Raw genomic sequence first — 20,269 nt, 5'->3', positions numbered from 1 at the left:
CGTGGGAAAGTCTACCGGAGAAACGACGCTTACGCGGTCTCTACCGTCGGAAAACTCTTGACCAGTTCGTCCAACTGCTTGAGCTGGGCCAGGAACGGCTCCAGCTTGTCCAGGCGCAGGGCACATGGGCCGTCGCATTTGGCGTTGTCCGGGTCCGGGTGGGCTTCCAGGAACAGGCCGGCCAGGGACTGGCTGATGCCTGCCTTGGCCAGGTCCAGCACCTGGGCACGACGCCCGCCCGCGGAATCGGCGCGACCACCGGGCATTTGCAGCGCGTGGGTCACGTCGAAGAACACCGGGTATTCGAACTGTTTCATGATGCCGAAACCAAGCATGTCCACCACGAGGTTGTTGTAGCCGAAGCTCGAACCCCGCTCGCAGAGGATCAGTTGGTCGTTACCCGCTTCCACGCACTTGTTCAGGATGTGTTTCATCTCTTGGGGTGCGAGGAACTGGGCTTTCTTGATATTGATCACAGCGCCGGTCCTGGCCATCGCGACGACCAGGTCGGTCTGGCGCGACAGGAAGGCCGGCAACTGGATGATGTCGCACACCTCGGCGACCACGGCAGCCTGCTCAGGCTCGTGGACGTCGGTGATGATCGGCACGCCGAAGGCTTGCTTGATGTCCTGGAAGATCCGCATGCCTTCTTCAAGGCCCGGGCCGCGATAGGAGGTCACGGACGAACGGTTGGCCTTGTCGAAGCTGGCCTTGAATACGTAAGGGATACCGAGCTTCTCGGTGACCTTGACGTACTCTTCACAGACCTGCATCGCCATGTCACGGCTTTCCAGCACGTTCATGCCACCGAACAGCACCATGGGCTTGTCGTTGGCAATCTCGATGTCGCCTACGCGAATGATCTTCTGGGCCATCAGGGTTACGCCTTCTTCTGGTGTTGCGTCAGGGCTGCCTTGACGAAACCGCTGAACAACGGGTGACCGTCGCGCGGCGTCGAGGTGAACTCAGGGTGGAACTGGCACGCCACGAACCACGGATGATCCGGCGCCTCGACCACTTCAACCAGCGCGCCGTCACCGGAGCGACCGGAGATCTTCAGGCCGGCCTCTTTGATCTGCGGCAGCAGGTTGTTGTTCACTTCGTAGCGGTGACGGTGACGCTCGACAATCACGTCCTTGCCGTAGCAGTCGTGAACCAGCGAGCCCGGCTCCAGCAGGCAGTCCTGCGCGCCAAGGCGCATGGTGCCGCCCAGGTCGGAGGCTTCGGTGCGGACTTCGACGGCGCCGGTGGCATCTTCCCACTCGGTGATCAGGCCCACGACCGGGTGACCGCTCTTGCTGTCGAACTCGGTGGAGTTGGCGTCCTTCCAGCCCAGCACGTTACGGGCGAACTCGATGACAGCCACTTGCATGCCCAGGCAGATCCCCAGGTACGGCACCTTGTTTTCACGAGCGTACTGAACCGCGGTGATCTTGCCTTCCACGCCACGCAGGCCGAAACCGCCTGGCACGAGGATCGCGTCGACACCTTCGAGCAGCGCGGTGCCCTGGTTCTCGATGTCTTCGGAGTCGATGTAGCGCAGGTTGACCTTGGTACGGTTGCTGATACCCGCGTGGCTCATCGCTTCGATCAGCGACTTGTACGCGTCCAGCAGCTCCATGTACTTGCCGACCATGGCGATGGTGACTTCGTGCTCAGGGTTGAGCTTGGCGTCGACTACGGCTTCCCACTCGGACAGGTCCGCGCCGTTGCATTGCAGGCCGAAGCGCTCGACCACAAAATCGTCCAGGCCTTGGGAGTGCAGGATGCCCGGGATCTTGTAGATGGTGTCGGCGTCTTCCAGCGCGATCACCGCACGTTCTTCAACGTTGGTGAATTGCGCGATCTTGCGACGCGAGGAAATGTCGATCGGGTGATCGGAGCGGCACACCAGCACGTCCGGCTGCAGGCCGATGGAACGCAGTTCCTTGACCGAGTGCTGGGTAGGCTTGGTTTTGGTCTCGCCGGCGGTGGCGATGTACGGCACCAGGGTCAGGTGCATCAGCATCGCGCGCTTGGCGCCGACTTCGAAACGCAACTGGCGGATGGCTTCGAGGAACGGTTGGGACTCGATGTCACCCACGGTGCCACCGATCTCGACCATCGCCACGTCGGCATCGCCGGCACCCTTGATGATGCGGCGCTTGATTTCGTCGGTGATGTGCGGGATCACCTGGATGGTTGCACCCAGGTAGTCACCACGGCGCTCCTTGCGCAGCACGTGCTCGTAGACACGGCCGGTGGTGAAGTTGTTGTTCTGGGTCATGGTCGTGCGGATGAACCGCTCGTAGTGGCCCAGGTCCAGGTCGGTTTCGGCGCCGTCGTGGGTGACGAACACTTCACCGTGCTGGAACGGGCTCATGGTGCCCGGGTCAACGTTGATGTAGGGGTCCAGCTTGAGCATGGTGACCTTAAGTCCCCGCGCCTCCAGGATGGCCGCCAATGAAGCGGAGGCAATGCCTTTCCCCAATGAAGAAACAACACCGCCCGTGACGAATATGTAGCGCGTCATGAAAAACCCTAGAAGTCTGCGTTAAAGCGGTCCGAGCCGCCGGGGAAAGCGAAGGAAGGCCGAAGCCCCCGATCACCTGCATTAATCACAGTGCACCTTTCAAAAAAACCGCCGCGTGGTGACAGACCAGCAATGAAACACCGGTACGTTGATCGCTACACATTTTTTGGAATCGCCCAGCAAAGACTGCTTGGTAATCGGCAACTGCTGCGATTCAGTCGAATCCACAGAAGTTGTATCAAGAAGGGAGCGTAGTCTACCGGAAAGGCGCTATCAGCTCAAACCTTGATCGCAGGTCTGTGGCATCCAATGTAATTGCCAGTCATCACTTGCCGCCGGCCACAGTCCCGCAAGGCTGGGTGCACCCAGCAATTGCTGGCCGCGATAGAGCAGCGGCAATCTGCCACGGACGAAACCCGGCAGGCCACTTTCGTTAAGCAGGCGCTTCAAGTCACGCCTGCCTCGACCGGGTACGTCGAGGATTTCGCCGCCCTGGCGGTAGCGGACCTCCAGCGGGCCTGCGGGCACGCTGCCCGTGAACGTCAACTGACCATTGCCGGGTAACTCTAGTGGGTTTTGTGGATCGGACCAGCTCAGCGATGCGTCGGAAAATTCTGATCCTGCACGGGGCAGCCACCAGATGCGCTCGCCACCGCGATGCAACTCGCCGTCGGCCAGGCGCCATAAAGGTTGTGCGTCACCCCTGGCATCGCGCAGGGAATACCAGCCTGCCCAGTGGTCACTGTCGGGCAGGCGCGTCAGCGGCGTCAGCCAATGACGCAGGGCGTTGCGCTGACGGGCGTCGGAAAGCTCACGCAGCGGCGTAAGAGGCAAGGACGGCAAATTCAGCCAGGGAAAAGGGGAAGGTTGATCGGCGGCCTGCAGGTCCATCTGCGCCAGCTCATCGAGCAGGCCCTGGGCTTCACTCAGGTGTTCGGCGGTGCGCGCCAGGCTTGAGAAGGCCTGAGGCCAGCGTTCCGTCAGTGCAGGAAGCACGCGGTGACGCAGGTAATTACGGGAGAAACGCAAATCTGCGTTGGAAGGGTCTTCGATCCATTTGAGCTGATACTGGCGTGCGTAGGCTTCCAACTCGTCCCTGGAGACACGCAACAATGGCCTTACCAGGTAGCCACTTGCCACTCGGCGCTGCACGGGCATCGCTGCCAACCCGCGCACCCCAGCCCCACGCAGCAGGCGGAACAACAGTGTTTCTGCCTGGTCTTCACGATGCTGGCCGGTGAGCATCACCTGCCCCGCCCCGATCACCTCGGTAAATGCCTGGTAGCGCGCATCACGGGCGGCACGCTCGAGGCTGGCGCCCGGTTGTACCTGCACGCCCATCACGCGCAAAGGCACGCCCAGGCTGTCACAGATCGACTGGCAATGAGCCGGCCACGCGTCGGCGGCAGCCTGCAGGCCATGGTGGACATGGACAGCGCTGAGGGGTGGCAGGGTTTCGGTTTTCGCCAGGTTGGCCAGGAGGTGCAGCAGGACGGTGGAATCAAGGCCACCGGAGAGTGCGACGTGCCAGGCCGGGGCGTTGCGCCAAGGCGCTAGGATTTGCACGAGTTTGGCGGGCAGAGCCGGTTTCATGACAAGTTACCGCCTCTGGTCTGGAATACGCTCACCAAGCATACACAACGCAAATGTGGGAGGGGGCTTGCCCCCGATAGCGGTGGGCCAGTCCTGGATACATTGACTGACACTCAGCAATCGGGGCAAGCCCCCTCCCACATTCGGGTATTGCGTGGGTCTTAGAGACCGTAGCTCATCAGGCGCTCGTAACGACGAGCCAGCAGCGCTTCGTTATCCAGCTTCTTGAGCATCGCCAGTTGCGAACCCAGTTCGGCACGGATGGTCGCAGCAGCAGCAGCCGGGTCACGGTGAGCGCCGCCCAATGGCTCGGCGATCACTTTGTCCACGATCCCAAGGCCTTTGAGGCGATCGGCGGTGATGCCCATGGCTTCGGCAGCGTCCGGTGCCTTTTCGGCGGTTTTCCATAGGATCGAGGCGCAACCTTCCGGCGAGATCACCGCGTAGGTCGAGTATTGCAGCATGTTCAACTGGTCGCAGACGCCGATGGCCAGTGCACCGCCGGAACCGCCTTCACCAATCACGGTGGCAATGATCGGGGTTTTCAGGCGGGCCATGACGCGCAGGTTCCAGGCGATAGCCTCGCTCTGGTTACGCTCTTCGGCGTCGATCCCCGGATAAGCGCCCGGGGTGTCGATGAAGGTCAGGATCGGCATCTTGAAGCGCTCGGCCATTTCCATCAGGCGGCACGCCTTGCGGTAGCCCTCTGGACGCGGCATGCCGAAGTTGCGACGGACCTTCTCGCGCACTTCACGGCCTTTCTGGTGACCGATCACCATCACCGGCTGGTCGTCCAGGCGAGCGATACCGCCGACGATGGCCGCGTCGTCGGAGAAGTGGCGGTCGCCATGCAGCTCGTCGAACTCGGTGAAGATGTGCTGAATGTAGTCCAGGGTGTACGGGCGGCGCGGGTGGCGAGCCAGGCGCGCAATCTGCCAGCTGGTCAGCTTGCCGAAGATGTCTTCGGTGAGCGTTTTGCTCTTGTCTTGCAGGCGGGAGATCTCATCGCCGATATTCAGCGAATTGTCATTGCCGACCAGGCGCAGCTCTTCGATCTTAGCTTGCAGGTCAGCGATCGGCTGTTCGAAATCAAGAAAATTCGGGTTCATAAGCGTCCGTCTTGGGTCGACGGCCAGGGCATGCCTGGCCAGCCGGTTGTCTATTCGCGCCCTACCTTAAGGGAGAGGCGCGTTTAGGTCGAGATTAAATGTTTAGCCGAGGTCAGACATATCTGACCATCAACGGTATTGGAGGAAGACGTTGTCTCGCCCGAACTGGTCACGCAAAGCTTGAATCAAGCCATCAGCGGGATCGATTCGCCAGGTCTCGCCAAACTGCAACATGGCCTTGGCGTCATTGCCGGTGTACTCCATGGTCACCGGGCACGCGCCACGGTGGCGTTTGAGCAGGTCGCCCAACCAGCGTAGCTGATCGCCCTTGAGCGCTTCGGTTTTCACCTTCAAGCGCAGGCTCTCGGCCAGATTGGTGCGCGCATCTTCCATGCTCATCACCCGCTTGATCCGCAGGCGCAGGCCGCCGGAGAAGTCATCGTTGCTGACCTCCCCTTCGACGACCACCATGGCGTCGGTCTGCAACAACGACTGGGCGGAGTGGAACGCGTCGGCAAACAGCGACGCTTCGATGCGGCCCGAGCGGTCATCGAGGGTGATAAACCCCATCTTGTCGCCCTTCTTGTTCTTCATCACCCGCAGGGCAATGATCATGCCGGCGACGGTCTGGGTGTCCCGCGCCGGTTTCAGGTCGATGATGCGCTGACGGGCGAAGCGACGGATTTCACCTTCATATTCGTCAATCGGATGGCCGGTCAGGTACAAGCCCAGGGTATCTTTCTCACCCTTGAGGCGTTCCTTGAGGGTCAGTTCCTTGGCCTTGCGGTGGTTACCGTAGACATCCGCATCGTCTTCGACGAACAACCCGCCAAACAGGTCGGCATGGCCGCTGTCATGGGTACGTGCAGTCTGTTCGGCCGCCTTGATCGCTTCTTCCATGGCGGCGAGCAGCACGGCACGGTTACGGTCGATATTGGCCTGGTAGGCCTTCGGCTCGTCATGGAAATACGGGCCGAGACGGTCGAGCGCGCCGCTGCGGATCAGGCCATCGAGGGTTCGTTTGTTGATGCGCTTGAGGTCCACCCGTGCGCAGAAGTCGAACAGGTCCTTGAACGGACCGTCCTGGCGCGCTTCGGTAATGGCTTCCACCGGGCCTTCACCGACGCCTTTGATCGCGCCCAGGCCATAGATGATGCGGCCTTCGTCGTTTACCGTGAACTTGAACTCCGAGGCGTTCACATCCGGCGCATCAAGGCGCAGCTTCATGGTGCGCACTTCCTCGATCAAGGTCACGACCTTGTCGGTGTTGTGCATATCCGCCGAAAGTACCGCAGCCATGAACGGCGCCGGGTAGTGGGCTTTCAGCCAGGCAGTCTGGTACGACACCAGGCCGTAGGCGGCGGAGTGGGATTTGTTGAAGCCGTAACCGGCGAATTTCTCCACCAGGTCGAAGATGTTACCCGCGAGGTCGGCGTCGATATTGTTGGTCGCGCAACCTTCAATGAAACCACCGCGCTGCTTGGCCATTTCCTCGGGTTTTTTCTTACCCATGGCTCGACGCAGCATGTCCGCGCCACCCAGGGTGTAACCGGCCATCACCTGGGCAATCTGCATCACCTGTTCCTGATACAGGATGATGCCGTACGTCGGTGCCAATACCGGCTTGAGGCCTTCGTACTGGTAGTCCGAGTGCGGGTAGGCCAGCTCGGCGCGCCCGTGTTTACGGTTGATAAAGTCGTCCACCATGCCCGATTGCAGCGGGCCCGGACGGAACAGGGCCACCAGTGCGATCAAGTCTTCCAGGCAGTCGGGCTTGAGCTTTTTGATCAGCTCTTTCATGCCACGCGATTCAAGCTGGAACACCGCCGTGGTTTCGGCTTTTTGCAGCAGGGTGTAGGTCGGCTTGTCGTCCAGCGGGATGAAAGCGATGTCCAGCGGTTCTTCGCCCACCTTGGCGCGGTCGCGGTTGATGGTCTTGAGCGCCCAGTCGATGATGGTCAGGGTCCGCAGGCCGAGGAAGTCGAACTTCACCAGGCCGGCCGCCTCCACGTCATCCTTGTCGAACTGGGTGACCAGGCCGTCGCCTTCTTCATCGCAATAGATCGGCGAAAAGTCAGTCAACTTTGTCGGCGCGATGACCACGCCACCCGCGTGCTTACCGACGTTACGCACCACGCCTTCAAGCTTGCGGGCCATCTCCCAGATCTCGGCCGCTTCTTCATCGACCTTGATGAAGTCGCGCAGGATTTCTTCCTGCTCGTAGGCCTTTTCCAGGGTCATGCCGACTTCGAACGGGATCATCTTCGACAGGCGATCCGCCAGGCCGTACGACTTGCCCTGCACCCGGGCCACGTCACGGATTACCGCTTTGGCCGCCATGGAACCGAAGGTGATGATCTGGCTTACCGCGTTGCGGCCGTATTTCTCGGCCACATACTCGATCACGCGGTCACGGCCATCCATGCAGAAGTCGACGTCGAAGTCGGGCATGGAAACCCGTTCCGGGTTCAGGAAACGTTCGAACAGCAGGTCATATTCCAACGGATCGAGGTCGGTGATCTTTTGCACATAGGCCACCAGCGAACCGGCACCTGACCCCCGGCCCGGACCAACCGGCACGCCGTTGTTCTTGGCCCACTGGATAAAGTCCATCACGATCAGGAAGTAACCGGGGAACCCCATCTGGATGATGATATCCAGCTCGAAATTCAGCCGGTCCACATAAACCTGGCGCTTGGCCTCATAATCTTCGGTGGTGTCCCTGGGCAGCAGAACGGCCAGCCGCTCTTCCAGCCCGTCGAACGAGACTTTGCGGAAGTACTCGTCGATGGTCATGCCATCCGGAATCGGGAAGTTGGGCAGGAAGTGCTTGCCCAGCTTGACCTCGATATTGCAGCGCTTGGCGATCTCGACGGAGTTTTCCAGGGCCTCGGGCAGGTCGCTGAACAGCTCGGCCATTTCCTCAGCGCTTTTGAGGTACTGCTCTTCGCTGTAGTTCTTCGAACGACGCGGGTCATCCAGGGCCCGGCCTTCACCGATGCACACGCGGGTTTCGTGGGCTTCGAAGTCTTCCTTCTTGATGAAGCGCACGTCGTTGGTCGCCACCAGTGGCGCGCCCAGCTTGTCGGCCAGGGCCACGGCAGCGTGCAGGTGCTCTTCATCGTTGGGGCGGTTGGTCCGCTGGACTTCCAGGTAAAAACGGTCGGGGAAGACCTGCATCCATTCCCTGGCCAGCACTTCGGCTTCTTGGGGGTTGCCGCCCAGCAGCGCGATACCGATTTCGCCCTCTTTGGCTGCCGACAGCATGATCAGGCCTTCGCTGGCCTCGGCGACCCATTCGCGCTCGATGATGATCGAGCCATTGCGCTGGCCGTCAATGAAACCACGGGAAATCAGTTCAGTGAGGTTGCGGTAACCCACGCCGTTCATCGCCAGCAGGCTGATGCGGCTCAGGGGGTTATCCGGGTCTTTGTTGGACAGCCACAGGTCGGCGCCGCAGATCGGCTTGATGCCGGCGCCCATGGCGTTCTTGTAGAACTTGACCAGGGAACACATGTTGTTCTGATCGGTGACCGCCACCGCAGGCATGTTCATGCCCACCAGGGTTTTGACCAGCGGTTTGATCCGTACCAGGCCGTCGACCAGGGAGTATTCAGTGTGCAGGCGTAGGTGAACGAATGAAGCCGGCATAGTGATCTCTTATACGTGGAAACAACAAGGCCCGGATTGTACCGGGCCTTGGCAAAAACATCAGCCTCGCGACTACACCTCGCTGAGACTCTCCCGCGCCTCGCAAGCCTGGCGCACCGGGGCGAACGAGCGGCGATGGATCGGTGTCGGGCCAAGACGTGCGAGGGCTTCCAGATGAACGGGCGTCGGGTAGCCTTTATGACCGCCGATGCCATAGCCGGGATAGATCAGTTCGAAAGCCGCCATTTCACGATCACGACTGACCTTTGCCAGGATGGAGGCTGCCGCGATCGCCGGCACCTTGCTATCGCCCTTCACCACCGCTTCCGATGGCATGGCCAGTCTGGGGCAGCGGTTGCCATCGATCATCGCCAGTTTGGGCGTAATGTGCAGGCCCTCCACTGCACGCTGCATGGCGAGCATGGTGGCGTGGAGGATGTTCAGTTCGTCGATTTCCTCAACTTCGGCCCGGGCGATGTGCCAGCTCAGGGCTTTCTCGCAAATCTCGTCGTAGAGCTTTTCACGGCGCGCTTCGGTGAGTTTTTTCGAGTCGTTGAGGCCGAGGATCGGACGGTTCGGATCAAGAATCACCGCAGCCGTGACGACCGCACCGCACAAAGGTCCGCGCCCGACCTCGTCAACACCGGCTACCAGTTCGTGGGCTTGGGCAACCAGGCTGAAATCCAGGCCCATTTGCGTACTCATAACGCCTCCTGCTTCTGGCCGATCAGAGTCAACACGGCGTCTGCCGCCTGGTTCGAGGCGTCACGGCGCAGTATGCGATGGATGTCGTCGAAACCACGGGTCTGTTCTTCGCCACCCTCGATCAAGGGGAGCAAGGTTTGCGCGAGCGCCTCAGGCGTTGCATCGTCCTGCAACAACTCCGGCACCAACAAGCGCTGGGCCAGCAGGTTGGGCAGGGAGATGTAAGGACTTTTGACCATGCGCTTGAGAATCCAGAACGTCAGCGGCGCCAGGCGGTAGGCCACGACCATCGGACGCTTGTACAGCAAGGCCTCCAGCGTGGCCGTCCCCGAAGCGATCAACACCGCATCGCAGGCCGCCAGGGCCAGGTGCGATTGACCATCGAGCAGGGTCAACGGCAGGTTGCGCCCTTCCAGCAATGTCTCGATCTGCGCACGCCGTTGCGGGCTGGCGCAGGGCAACACGAAACGTACGCCCGGCTTCAAGACCTGCAGACGCTCTGCGGCGTCGAAAAATACCGAGGCCAGGCGGCCGACTTCGCCGCCCCGGCTGCCCGGCATCAGCGCAACCAATGGGCCGTCGGGCAAGCCCAACTCGGCACGCGCGGCCGCGCGATCCGCCTGCAAGGGAATAGTGTCGGCCAGGGTGTGCCCGACAAACCGTACCGGCACGCCCTTTTCTTCATAGAACCGCGCTTCGAACGGCAGCAAGGTCAGCATCAGGTCGCAGCCTTCGCGGATCTTGAGCACGCGCTTCTGCCGCCATGCCCAAACGGACGGGCTGACATAGTGCACCGTCTTGATGCCGGCCTGGCGCAACTTGAGTTCGATATTGAGGGTGAAGTCCGGCGCGTCGATTCCGATAAAGACGTCCGGCTTTTCTTCGATCAGGGTCTGGATCAGCAGCTTGCGGCGGGCCAGCAGCTCGCGCAGGCGGCCCAGCACCTCGACCAGCCCCATGACAGACAAACGCTCCATGGGGAAGTAGGACGTAAGCCCCTCAGCCTGCATCAGCGGGCCGCCGACGCCGATGAACTCTACCGCTGGATGCTGGGCCTTGAGGGCCCGCATAAGACCTGCGCCCAGAATGTCGCCGGAAGCTTCCCCGGCCACCAGCGCGATACGCAGATTAGCCATGATCAGCGGGTGATGCCGCGAGTCGACGCCTGGATCGAGTCACGGAACACCGCGACTTCCGGGAACAACGCTGCCGGCTCGGTCAGTTGGGTCAACGCCTGGTCCACCGTGAGCCCCTGGCGGTAAACCACCTTGTAGGCGCGGCGCAGGGCGTGGATGGCTTCTTCGCTGAAACCCCGACGACGCATGCCTTCGAAGTTCATGCTACGGGCTTCGGCGGGGTTACCGAATACCGTGACGAATGCCGGAACATCCTTGCCAATGGCGGTACCCATGCCGGAAAAGCTGTGGGCACCGATATGGCAGTACTGATGCACCAGGGTGAAACCGGACAGGATTGCCCAATCGTCAACATGCACATGGCCGGCCAAAGCGGTGTTGTTGACCAGGATGCAATGGTTGCCGATCACGCTGTCGTGGCCGATATGGGCGTAGGCCATGACCAGGTTGTGGTCACCCAGCGTGGTCTCGGCCCGATCCTGCACGGTGCCACGGTGAATGGTCACGCCTTCACGGATGATGTTGTGATCACCGATTACCAGGCGGGTCTCTTCACCCTTGTACTTCATGTCCGGGGTGTCTTCGCCTACCGAGGAGAACTGGTAGATGCGATTGTACTTGCCAATGCGGGTCGGACCTTTGAGGATCACGTGCGGCCCGATGACAGTCCCCTCGCCGATTTCCACACCTGCGCCGATGATCGACCAGGGGCCGACCTCAACGTCGGCGGCCAGAACGGCCGACGGATCGATGATTGCGCGAGGGTCAATCAAACTCATAGTTTGCGTTCCGCACAGATGATCTCGGCAGAGCACACCGGCTTGCCATCCACCGAGGCCTGGCATTCGAACTTCCAGATCTGGCGCTTGCAGCTGATGAACTTGGCTTCCAGGATCAACTGGTCACCCGGGGTAACCGGATTGCGGAAACGCAACTTGTCGGAGCCCACGAAATAGTAAAGCGTGCCATCGGCAGGCTTGAGGTCGAGCATTTTGAAACCAAGGATACCGGCAGCCTGGGCCATCGCCTCGATGATCAACACACCCGGCATGATCGGATGCGCAGGAAAGTGACCATTGAAGAACGGTTCGTTGATGCTGACATTCTTGTAGGCACGAATGCGCTTTTCCTCGACATTGAGGTCCACTACGCGATCCACCAACAGGAACGGGTAACGGTGAGGCAGGTATTCGCGAATCTCGTTGATGTCCATCATTTCGGGGGGAAGCCTGTAATAAAGATTGGGGGCGGGCGAACTAAAAGCACGCCCCGCTAGCAAATCAAGGAGGCAGTCTAGCGGCTGTGCACACTTGATATGGAAATGGTATCAGCCTTCTGATGAAGCATTACCGCCAGGGGTCACGTCCCCAACACGCTTTTCCAGCTGTTTGAGACGTCGAGCCATGTCGTCGAGCTGCCTCAACCGTGCTGCACTCTTGCGCCATTCAGCCGCAGGCTGCATGGCGGTACCGGAAGAATAAGCACCCGGTTCGGTAATCGAGTGGGTGACCATGGTCATGCCGGTGATGAAGACGTTGTCGCAAATATCGATGTGCCCCACCAGCCCGACGCCACCGGCCAGCATGCAATGCTTGCCGATCCGGGTGCTGCCGGAGATACCCACGCATGCTGCCATGGCGGTGTGATCGCCAATCTGCACGTTGTGGGCGATCTGGATCTGATTGTCGAGCTTTACGCCGTTGCCGATCACGGTATCGGCCAGGGCCCCGCGATCGACAGCTGTGTTCACGCCAATTTCCACGTCATCGCCGATGAGTACGCCGCCGACCTGGGCAATCTTGTTCCAGATGCCCTTGGAATTGGCAAAGCCAAAGCCTTCACCACCGATCACGGCACCTGACTGGATGACCACACGCTCACCGATACGCACGTCGTGGTACAGGGTTACGCGGGGTGCCAGCCAACCGCCTGCGCCGATTTCGCAGCGCGCACCGATAAAACAATGGGCGCCAATGGTCACGCCCGCCGCAATGCGTGCACCGCTCTCGATCACCGCAAAGGCACCGACGCTGGCAGCAGGGTCAACCTGGGCATCATCGGCGATCACCGCAGACGGGTGAATACCGCTGGCGGCCTTGGGTTTCGGATCAAACAGGTGCGACACCCGCGCATACGCCAGGTAAGGGTCGCCTACCACCAGCGCATCCCCGGCAAACCCTTCGGCATCAGCCGCCTTCAGCAACACGGCTGCGGCTTGGCTGTCGACCAGGTATTTACGGTATTGGGGGTTTGCGAGGAAGCTCAACTGAGCTGGGCCAGCCTCCTGCAAGGTGGCTAGCCCAGTGATTTCCTTCTCCGGGGAGCCACGCAAGGTGGCCCCCAGGAACTCGGCCAACTCGCCGAGCTTGATAGTCGCGGTCATGGCTTACTTCAGCTGGTTCATGCGCTCGATCACCTGACGGGTGATGTCGTATTGAGGCTTGACGTCGATCACAGCGCCACGCTCGAACACCAGATCAAAGGCACCTTTCTTGATGACTTCTTCCACAGCGCTGTCGAGTTTTGGCTTCAGCTGTTTCAGCATTTCACGGTCAGCAACAGCCTTGGCTTCGTTCAGCTCCTTGGACTGGAACTGGTAGTCACGGGCCTTTTGCTTGAATTCAAGCTCCAGACGCTCGCGCTCGCCTTGCTGCATCTTGTCACCACCGGCTACCAGACGATCCTGGATGCCCTTGGCGCTGCTTTCCAGGGTCTTGAGCTTGGTCAGTTGCGGACCGAATTTTTTCTCGGCATCCACGGCGTATTTCTTGGCCGCATCGGATTCCAGCAGGGCCATCTGATAGTTCAGGACGGCGATTTTCATTTCGGCGAAGGCCGGGGTGGTTACCAGCACGGTTGCCAGCAGGACCAATTGAGTCAACTTGCGCACGATGTACTCCTACAGAATCCGTTGTCGTTATCTTGGGTCAGACGCTTAGAACGTCTGGCCGAGGGAGAATTGGAAAATCTGGGTTTCAGCGTTATCCGGTTTCTTGATCGGCATGGCCAGAGCAAAGCTCAATGGGCCAAGCGCAGTCACCCAGGTCACACCCACGCCCACGGAGCTTGCCAGATTACTCAGGCTCACGTCGTTACACTGGGTGTTGGACTTCACGCCGCTCGGGTTACGGATCTGCTCGCACTTGGAGTCGAACACGTTACCCACATCCCAGAATACCGAAGTACGCAGGGAGCGCTGATCTTTCACGAACGGCAGCGGGAACAGGATTTCCGCACCACCCTGGATCAGGACGTTACCACCGAACGGCAGTGGGTCGTTGTCGGAGTCCGCTACGGTGCCTTGGTTACCGGTTACACCAACACCACGGCTCGGCGTACCACGCGGGCCCAGGGTGCTGTCTTTGAAACCACGTACGGAGTTGAAGCCACCCGCATAGTAGTTCTCGTAGAACGGTAGACCATTGGTGGAGCCATAACCATCGCCATAACCCAGCTCAGTGTGCAGGCGCATGGTGTAGTTGTCGCTCAACGGCTGGAACAGCTGGCCGCGGTAGTCGAGCTTGAAGAACGACAGGTCGCTGCCCGGCGTGGTGGTTTCCAGGGTCAGGCTCTGGGAATGACCACGGGTCGCCAGTACACCTTTGTTCAGGGTCGACTCGGACCAGCCGGCGGACGCCTTGAAGTTCAGGAACTTGTCACCTTCACGACGGGTGAAGTCGAAGATTTCGTCCACGGTGTACACACCGGTCTTGATTTCATCCTGCTGCGCAGTCAAGCCGAACGTCAGGCGCGAGGTCTCGCTGATCGGGTAACCAACGTTCACGCCAGCACCAAGACTATCGATTGCATAGCTGGCTACATCAACGTCGAGATCTTTGTAGTCAGTGGTGCGATAGAAGGCGTTGTAGCCCAGGCTCACACCGTCAGCAGTCCAGTAGGGGTCGGTATAACCGAAGTTATATCGGCTCTGGTATTCGCTTCGGGTCAGGCCGATGGAAACTCGGTTACCGGTACCCAGGAAGTTGTTCTGAGTGATCGAACCACCGAGGATCAGGCCGGCGCTCTGTGCGAAGCCAACACTGGCGGTGATGGAGCCCGATGCCTGTTCTTCTACGGCGTAGTTCACGTCAACCTGGTCATCCACACCCGGTACGGCCGGGGTTTCGACGTTGACTTCCTTGAAGAAGCCCAGACGCTCAAGACGGGTCTTGGACTGGTCGATCAGGTAAGTCGACGCCCAGCCACCTTCCATCTGACGCATTTCACGACGCAGCACTTCGTCCGCAGACTTGGTGTTGCCACGGAAATTGATACGGTTTACGTAGGCGCGCTTGCCTGGATCGACCACGAAGGTGATGTCCACGGTGTGGTCATCATCATGGGGCGTCGGCACGCCGTTGACGTTGGCGAAGGTGTAGCCTTCGTTGCCCAGGCGACGGGTGATCAGTTCGGACGTGGTGGTCATCAGCTTGCGCGAGAACACCTGGTCTTTCTGCACCAGCAACAGCGCCTTGACCTGGTCTTCAGGCACCTTCAGGTCGCCGCTCAGCTTGACGTCGCGAACCTTGTACTTCTCGCCTTCGTTGACGTTGACGGTGATGTAGACGTGCTTCTTGTCCGGGGTGATGGACACCTGGGTCGAAGCGATGTCCATATTGATGTAGCCACGGTCCAGGTAGTAGGAGCGCAGGCGCTCCAGGTCACCAGACAGTTTTTCGCGGGCATACTTGTCATCGTTCTTGAAGAACGACAGCCAGTTGGTGGTCTTGAGTTCGAACAGGTCGATCAGGTCGTCATCAGAGAACTTGGTATTGCCTACCACGTTGATGTGCTGGATCGCCGCCACAGTGCCTTCGTTGATGTTGACCTTGAGGCCGACACGGTTACGCGGCTGCGGCACCACTTCCGTTTCCACGGTCGCGGAGTAGCGGCCCTGCGCAACGTACTGGCGTTGCAGCTCGTTACGCACACCTTCGAGGGTGGCGCGCTGGAAGATCTCGCCTTCGGCCAGGCCGGATTGCTTCAGACCCTTCATCAGGTCTTCAGTCGAGATCGCCTTGTTGCCTTCGATCTCGATACTGGCGACGGAAGGTCGCTCGACCACGGTGATGACCAGGACGTTGCCTTCGCGACCCAGTTGGATGTCTTGAAAGAAACCGGTTTTGAACAGCGCACGAGTGGATTCCACCAGGCGACGGTCATCAGCCTGTTCCCCAACGTTCAACGGCAAGGCACCAAAGACGCTACCCGCGGAAACCCGCTGGAGGCCGTTGACGCGAATATCGGAGATGGTGAAGGACTCGGCGTGAACTTCGGCGATCATCAATACGGTGAGAACCGCAGTTAGCAGCAGACGTTTCATGAAGTCCTTTCTTATTCCAACTGGCAATAAACAAACTGCCGCAAAATGCGGCAGATTCGCAATTCAGCGAAGCGTTACAGTCGACCCAGATCGTTGACCAGGGCTAACAACATCACCCCGACCACCAAACTGATACCGATCTGTATCCCCCAACCCTGCACCCGATCCGACAAGGGGCGACCACGCACCCACTCGACCAGATAAAACAACAGATGCCCCCCATCCAATACTGGAATGGGCAGCAAATTCAGAACCCCCAGGCTAATACTCAGATAAGCCAGGAAATTCAGGAAATCCGCGACACCCGACTGGGCAGAAGCGCCCGCCACTTTAGCAATGGTTATCGGTCCACTCAAGTTTTTTACCGAGAGCTCGCCGAACAACATTTTCTTGAGGGATTCCAGGGTCAGCACACTCATGGTCCAGGTGCGTTTCGCACCCTCGCCAATTGCCGCCAACGGCCCGAAACTCACCTCACGCACCATCGATGGCGGCCAATCGACACCTTTGACTCCAGCACCCAGGTAACCCCCGGCCGCCTTGGCTTCCCCGCGAACCGACAAGGTCACAGGGACGTCGATTTGAGCACCGTCGCGCTCAACTTTCAGCACAATTTTGGTATCAGGACGTACACGAACCAGATCGACCACCTGCTGCCAGTCACCCAGTGGCTGACCATCGAGGGCCAACAGGCGATCGCCAGTTTTCAGGCCAGCAGCCTGGGCCGGACCTTTCGGATCCAGCTCGGCAAGCACCGGCGGCAAGGCCGGACGCCATGGACGTATACCCAGGGATTTGATCGGATCAGGCTCATCTGCGCCCTTGAGCCAGTGGTCGAGAGCCAGTTCACGCGGGCTTTCGGTGGTGGAGCCCTGCTCGCGCACCACTACATTCACAGTCCCGCTTTCGCCCAGGCGACGCACCAACTGCAAATTGACTGCGCCCCAACCCGTGGTGGGTTCGCCATCAATAGAAACAATTTCCTGCCCAGCGACCAGCCCGGCCTTGGCGGCGATGCTGTCCGATTCAACCGCACCGATCACCGGACGCACCTGTTGGCTGCCCAGCATGGCCAACACCCAGAAGAACACCATCGCCAACAGGAAGTTGGCGATCGGACCCGCAGCAACAATGGCGATACGCTGACGAACGGTCTTGCGATTGAAGGATTGATCCAACTGGTCTGCAGGCACTTCGCCTTCGCGCTCATCGAGCATCTTGACGTAGCCACCCAACGGGATGGCCGCAATCACAAACTCGGTGCCACGACGGTCATGCCAGCGCAGCAGCGGCATGCCGAAGCCGACGGAAAAGCGCAATACCTTGACGCCGCAACGACGCGCCACCCAGAAGTGGCCGAATTCGTGGAAGGTGACCAGCACGCCCAGAGCAACCAGGGTGCCGACAATCATGTAAAGCGCACTCATCTAATTTCTCCGCATTCCAATCCAGTGCCTGAAGGCTCGAACCCGCCCACAGGCTAACGCGCGTTGCGGCTCAACCATTGCCCTGCCAGGGCTCGAGCCTTGGTATCGGCTTCGAATACCGCCGCCAGGTCATTCACCGCCACGATAGGCTCGAGCGCCAGGACGTCCTCGATGATACTCGCGATCTGCGGAAAGCGGATGCGCCGTTCGAGAAACGCCGCCACGGCCACTTCGTTGGCCGCATTCAGCATTGCTGGCGCGCTGTTCCCCACCTCGGCCGCTTGCCGGGCCAGGCGCAGGCAAGGAAAGCGCTGCTCGTCCGGCGCTTCAAAGTCCAGGCGGGCCACTGCAAACAGATCCAGCGGGGCGACACCTGAATCAATCCGCTCCGGCCAGGCCAAGGCATTGGCAATCGGCGTGCGCATATCGGGGTTACCCAACTGCGCAAGTACCGAACCGTCGACGTAATCGACCAGGGAATGAATAACACTTTGCGGGTGAATCACCACTTCGACCTGATCCGGCCGCGCATCGAACAGCCAGCACGCCTCGATCAGTTCCAGCCCCTTGTTCATCATGCTCGCCGAATCCACCGAGATCTTACGCCCCATGGACCAGTTCGGATGAGCACACGCCTGGTCGGGCGAAACATGCTCAAGCTCGGTCAGCGGAGTTTGCCGGAACGGACCACCGGAGGCGGTCAGCAGAATCCGACGCACGCCAACCTGACCCAAACCACGCGCATAGTCGCCAGGCATGCATTGGAAGATCGCGTTGTGCTCGCTGTCGAGCGGCAGCAGCACGGCGCCGCTTTTACGCACTGCTTGCATGAAGAGCGCGCCAGACATGACCAGCGCTTCTTTGTTGGCCAGCAGGATCTTCTTGCCCGCATCTACAGCGGCGAGGGTTGGACGCAGGCCGGCGGCACCGACGATAGCGGCGACTACCGTATCTACCTCAGCGTCAGCCGAGACCTGGCACAACCCCTCCTCGCCCAGCAGCACTCGAGTCGCCAACCCGGCCGCCCGCAGATCATCCTGCAAGCCACGCGCCGCTCCTGCCTCAGGGACTACCACGAAGCGCGGTGCGTGGCGCACACACAAAGCCAACAGCTCGCTCAGACGACTGAACCCAGTCAGGGCAAAGACCTGATAGCGATCAGGATGACGCGCAATCACATCCAGGGTGCTCAGCCCCACCGAGCCGGTTGCACCCAGCACGGTCACTTGTTGAAGGCGGCTCACGAAGCAGTCATCCATAGCAGCACAGCGAAGATCGGAATAGCCGCCGTCAGGCTGTCGATACGGTCCAATACACCACCGTGCCCGGGCAGCAGGTTACTGCTGTCCTTGATGCCGGCCTGACGCTTGAACATGCTTTCGGTGAGGTCACCCACCACAGAAACAAACACGACAATGGCTGTGGCCAGCAGCGCCAGGAAGATTTCCTTCACCGTCCAGCCACGCACGACACCGACCACCAGCGCAATCACCAGTGTCAACGCCAAACCACCATAGACGCCCTCCCAGCTCTTGCCCGGGCTGACCGCCGGCGCCAACTTGCGCTTGCCGAAGGCCCGACCGGAGAAGTAGGCACCGATATCAGCCCCCCATACCAGCACCATGACTGCCAGGATTAACCAGTTACCCATTGGATAACGCTTGATCTCCACCAGCCCTTGCCAAGCCGGCAAGAGGATCAGCAAACCAATCACCAGCTTGCAGGCAACGCTGGACCATTGGCCGCTGGTGCGCGGATAGGTCAGCACCAGGAACGTCGCCAGCGCCCACCACAGCACCGCCGCCCCCAACACCCAGGGCGCGAGATCCGGCAGGATGTACAAGAGGAACGCCAACGCGGCCACGACGGCGGCATACACCACGCGCGGCAACTGCGCGCTGAACCCGGCCAGGCGCGCCCATTCCCAGGCGCCCAGGGTGACGACCAGGCCAATGAACAGCGCAAAGCCGGAACCCTCGAGCAGGAAAAACCCGCACAAGGCGATCGGCAACAGGATCAGTGCAGTGATGATTCGTTGTTTAAGCATTTAAACCCGGGCTCCAGCTTCGATCTGCTCGCTCGTTTTACCGAAGCGACGCTGACGGGAAGCGAAATCGGCCAGTGCATTACGCATGGCATCGTGTTTGAAGTCCGGCCAGAACAGGTCGGAGAAGTACAGCTCGGTATAGGCCAGCTGCCACAGCAGGAAATTACTGATGCGGTGCTCACCACCGGTCCGGATGCACAGGTCCGGCAACGGCAGGTCACCGGTCACCAGGCAGGTTTGCAACAGTTCGGGCGTGATGTCGTCGGGCCGCAGGTGCCCGGCCTGCACTTCGCGAGCCAGCCGCTGCGCTGCCTGGGCGATATCCCACTGGCCGCCGTAGTTGGCTGCGATCTGTAGCACAAAACGGTTGGCACCAGCGGTGATTGCCTCAGCCTCGCGCATGGCAGCCTGAAGTTCCGGGTGGAAGCGCGAGCGGTCGCCAATGATGCGCAGGCTGATGTTGTTGTCGTTAAGGCGCTTGGCCTCACGACGCAAGGCCTTGAAGAACAGATCCATCAAGGCACTGACTTCTTCGGCGGGCCGCTGCCAGTTCTCACTGGAGAACGCAAACAGGGTCAACACTTCGACCTTGGCCTCGGCACACACCTCGATCACAGCCCTTACCGCATCGACACCGGCTTTATGCCCGGCGACACCCGGCATAAAGCGCTTCTTCGCCCAGCGATTATTCCCATCCATGATGATCGCGACATGGCGCGGCACCACGGAGGGTACAGTCTGCTTGGTCTTTTCCATGAAGGCGTCC

The 20,269-nt window shown here is 60.2% G+C and carries 16 protein-coding genes; all 16 read right to left on the bottom strand.

Annotated elements, in window-relative coordinates:
- Positions 1-29: 29 nt before the first annotated feature.
- The 16 genes from kdsA to uppS all read right to left on the bottom strand — a co-directional run bounded on the left by kdsA (position 30) and on the right by uppS (position 20,259).
- Positions 30-875, bottom strand: a complete 846-nt coding sequence (gene kdsA, locus K5K89_RS07350; protein ID WP_027604465.1) for a 3-deoxy-8-phosphooctulonate synthase — start codon at positions 873-875, stop codon at positions 30-32.
- Positions 876-880: 5 nt separating this feature from the next.
- Positions 881-2,512 (bottom strand): CTP synthase, encoded by a 1,632-nt coding sequence (locus K5K89_RS07345; protein ID WP_071488807.1) that lies wholly within the window; start codon positions 2,510-2,512, stop codon positions 881-883.
- A gap of 273 nt (positions 2,513-2,785) precedes the next feature.
- Entirely contained in the window at positions 2,786-4,105 is a 1,320-nt protein-coding gene (gene tilS, locus K5K89_RS07340; protein ID WP_222541108.1) for a tRNA lysidine(34) synthetase TilS, read from the bottom strand.
- A 161-nt stretch (positions 4,106-4,266) separates the two neighbouring features.
- Positions 4,267-5,214 carry an acetyl-CoA carboxylase carboxyltransferase subunit alpha gene (locus K5K89_RS07335; protein ID WP_058425278.1) on the bottom strand — a complete coding sequence of 316 codons (948 nt, stop codon included), beginning with the start codon at positions 5,212-5,214 and terminating at the stop codon, positions 4,267-4,269.
- Positions 5,215-5,343: 129 nt separating this feature from the next.
- Positions 5,344-8,865, bottom strand: a complete 3,522-nt coding sequence (gene dnaE / locus K5K89_RS07330) for a DNA polymerase III subunit alpha (RefSeq protein ID WP_071488805.1) — start codon at positions 8,863-8,865, stop codon at positions 5,344-5,346.
- A gap of 72 nt (positions 8,866-8,937) precedes the next feature.
- The gene (gene rnhB, locus K5K89_RS07325; protein WP_071488804.1) at positions 8,938-9,570 is read right to left on the bottom strand and encodes a ribonuclease HII; all 633 of its coding nucleotides are present in this window, start codon (positions 9,568-9,570) and stop codon (positions 8,938-8,940) included.
- Positions 9,567-10,706 carry a lipid-A-disaccharide synthase gene (lpxB, locus tag K5K89_RS07320; RefSeq protein WP_071488803.1) on the bottom strand — a complete coding sequence of 380 codons (1,140 nt, stop codon included), beginning with the start codon at positions 10,704-10,706 and terminating at the stop codon, positions 9,567-9,569. The genes rnhB and lpxB overlap by 4 nt, the downstream gene beginning before the upstream one ends.
- A 2-nt stretch (positions 10,707-10,708) precedes the next feature.
- A complete protein-coding gene (gene lpxA, locus K5K89_RS07315) occupies positions 10,709-11,485 on the bottom strand; it encodes an acyl-ACP--UDP-N-acetylglucosamine O-acyltransferase (RefSeq protein ID WP_071488802.1) in 777 nt (258 codons plus the stop codon).
- Positions 11,482-11,922 (bottom strand): 3-hydroxyacyl-ACP dehydratase FabZ, encoded by a 441-nt coding sequence (fabZ, locus tag K5K89_RS07310; RefSeq protein WP_003172281.1) that lies wholly within the window; start codon positions 11,920-11,922, stop codon positions 11,482-11,484. Before fabZ ends, lpxA begins: the two co-directional genes overlap by 4 nt.
- Positions 11,923-12,033: 111 nt before the next feature.
- Positions 12,034-13,089, bottom strand: a complete 1,056-nt coding sequence (lpxD, locus tag K5K89_RS07305) for a UDP-3-O-(3-hydroxymyristoyl)glucosamine N-acyltransferase (protein WP_071488801.1) — start codon at positions 13,087-13,089, stop codon at positions 12,034-12,036.
- Between the two features lie 3 nt (positions 13,090-13,092).
- On the bottom strand, positions 13,093-13,596 hold the full coding sequence (locus K5K89_RS07300; protein WP_003172279.1) for an OmpH family outer membrane protein: 504 nt from the start codon (positions 13,594-13,596) through the stop codon (positions 13,093-13,095).
- Between the two features lie 45 nt (positions 13,597-13,641).
- Positions 13,642-16,029, bottom strand: a complete 2,388-nt coding sequence (bamA, locus tag K5K89_RS07295; RefSeq protein WP_058425283.1) for an outer membrane protein assembly factor BamA — start codon at positions 16,027-16,029, stop codon at positions 13,642-13,644.
- Positions 16,030-16,103: 74 nt separating this feature from the next.
- The gene (gene rseP, locus K5K89_RS07290; RefSeq protein WP_092241168.1) at positions 16,104-17,456 is read right to left on the bottom strand and encodes a sigma E protease regulator RseP; all 1,353 of its coding nucleotides are present in this window, start codon (positions 17,454-17,456) and stop codon (positions 16,104-16,106) included.
- A gap of 53 nt (positions 17,457-17,509) precedes the next feature.
- Positions 17,510-18,700: a 1-deoxy-D-xylulose-5-phosphate reductoisomerase gene (gene ispC / locus K5K89_RS07285; RefSeq protein WP_222541107.1), complete on the bottom strand. Its 1,191-nt coding sequence runs from the start codon at positions 18,698-18,700 to the stop codon at positions 17,510-17,512.
- Positions 18,697-19,503, bottom strand: coding sequence for a phosphatidate cytidylyltransferase (locus K5K89_RS07280; RefSeq protein ID WP_222541106.1), 807 nt, complete (start codon positions 19,501-19,503; stop codon positions 18,697-18,699). Before K5K89_RS07280 ends, ispC begins: the two co-directional genes overlap by 4 nt.
- The gene (uppS, locus tag K5K89_RS07275; RefSeq protein WP_016974405.1) at positions 19,504-20,259 is read right to left on the bottom strand and encodes a polyprenyl diphosphate synthase; all 756 of its coding nucleotides are present in this window, start codon (positions 20,257-20,259) and stop codon (positions 19,504-19,506) included.
- Positions 20,260-20,269: the final 10 nt, after the last annotated feature.

Origin of the sequence: Pseudomonas sp. DR208 (assembly GCF_019823005.1) — a bacterium.
In the GTDB taxonomy this organism is placed as follows: domain Bacteria; phylum Pseudomonadota; class Gammaproteobacteria; order Pseudomonadales; family Pseudomonadaceae; genus Aquipseudomonas; species Aquipseudomonas extremorientalis.
This window is presented reverse-complemented; position numbering and strand designations above follow the sequence as displayed.

Excerpts from the sequence above, each read along its gene's own strand:
- kdsA (WP_027604465.1), bottom strand. The coding sequence starts at position 875 with ATGGCCCAGAAGATCATTCGCGTAGGCGACATCGAGATTGCCAACGAC.
- K5K89_RS07345 (WP_071488807.1), bottom strand. The coding sequence starts at position 2,512 with ATGACGCGCTACATATTCGTCACGGGCGGTGTTGTTTCTTCATTGGGG.
- tilS (WP_222541108.1), bottom strand. The coding sequence starts at position 4,105 with ATGAAACCGGCTCTGCCCGCCAAACTCGTGCAAATCCTAGCGCCTTGG.
- K5K89_RS07335 (WP_058425278.1), bottom strand. The coding sequence starts at position 5,214 with ATGAACCCGAATTTTCTTGATTTCGAACAGCCGATCGCTGACCTGCAA.
- dnaE (WP_071488805.1), bottom strand. The coding sequence starts at position 8,865 with ATGCCGGCTTCATTCGTTCACCTACGCCTGCACACTGAATACTCCCTG.
- rnhB (WP_071488804.1), bottom strand. The coding sequence starts at position 9,570 with ATGAGTACGCAAATGGGCCTGGATTTCAGCCTGGTTGCCCAAGCCCAC.
- lpxB (WP_071488803.1), bottom strand. The coding sequence starts at position 10,706 with ATGGCTAATCTGCGTATCGCGCTGGTGGCCGGGGAAGCTTCCGGCGAC.
- lpxA (WP_071488802.1), bottom strand. The coding sequence starts at position 11,485 with ATGAGTTTGATTGACCCTCGCGCAATCATCGATCCGTCGGCCGTTCTG.
- fabZ (WP_003172281.1), bottom strand. The coding sequence starts at position 11,922 with ATGATGGACATCAACGAGATTCGCGAATACCTGCCTCACCGTTACCCG.
- lpxD (WP_071488801.1), bottom strand. The coding sequence starts at position 13,089 with ATGACCGCGACTATCAAGCTCGGCGAGTTGGCCGAGTTCCTGGGGGCC.
- bamA (WP_058425283.1), bottom strand. The coding sequence starts at position 16,029 with ATGAAACGTCTGCTGCTAACTGCGGTTCTCACCGTATTGATGATCGCC.
- rseP (WP_092241168.1), bottom strand. The coding sequence starts at position 17,456 with ATGAGTGCGCTTTACATGATTGTCGGCACCCTGGTTGCTCTGGGCGTG.
- K5K89_RS07280 (WP_222541106.1), bottom strand. The coding sequence starts at position 19,503 with ATGCTTAAACAACGAATCATCACTGCACTGATCCTGTTGCCGATCGCC.
- uppS (WP_016974405.1), bottom strand. The coding sequence starts at position 20,259 with ATGGAAAAGACCAAGCAGACTGTACCCTCCGTGGTGCCGCGCCATGTC.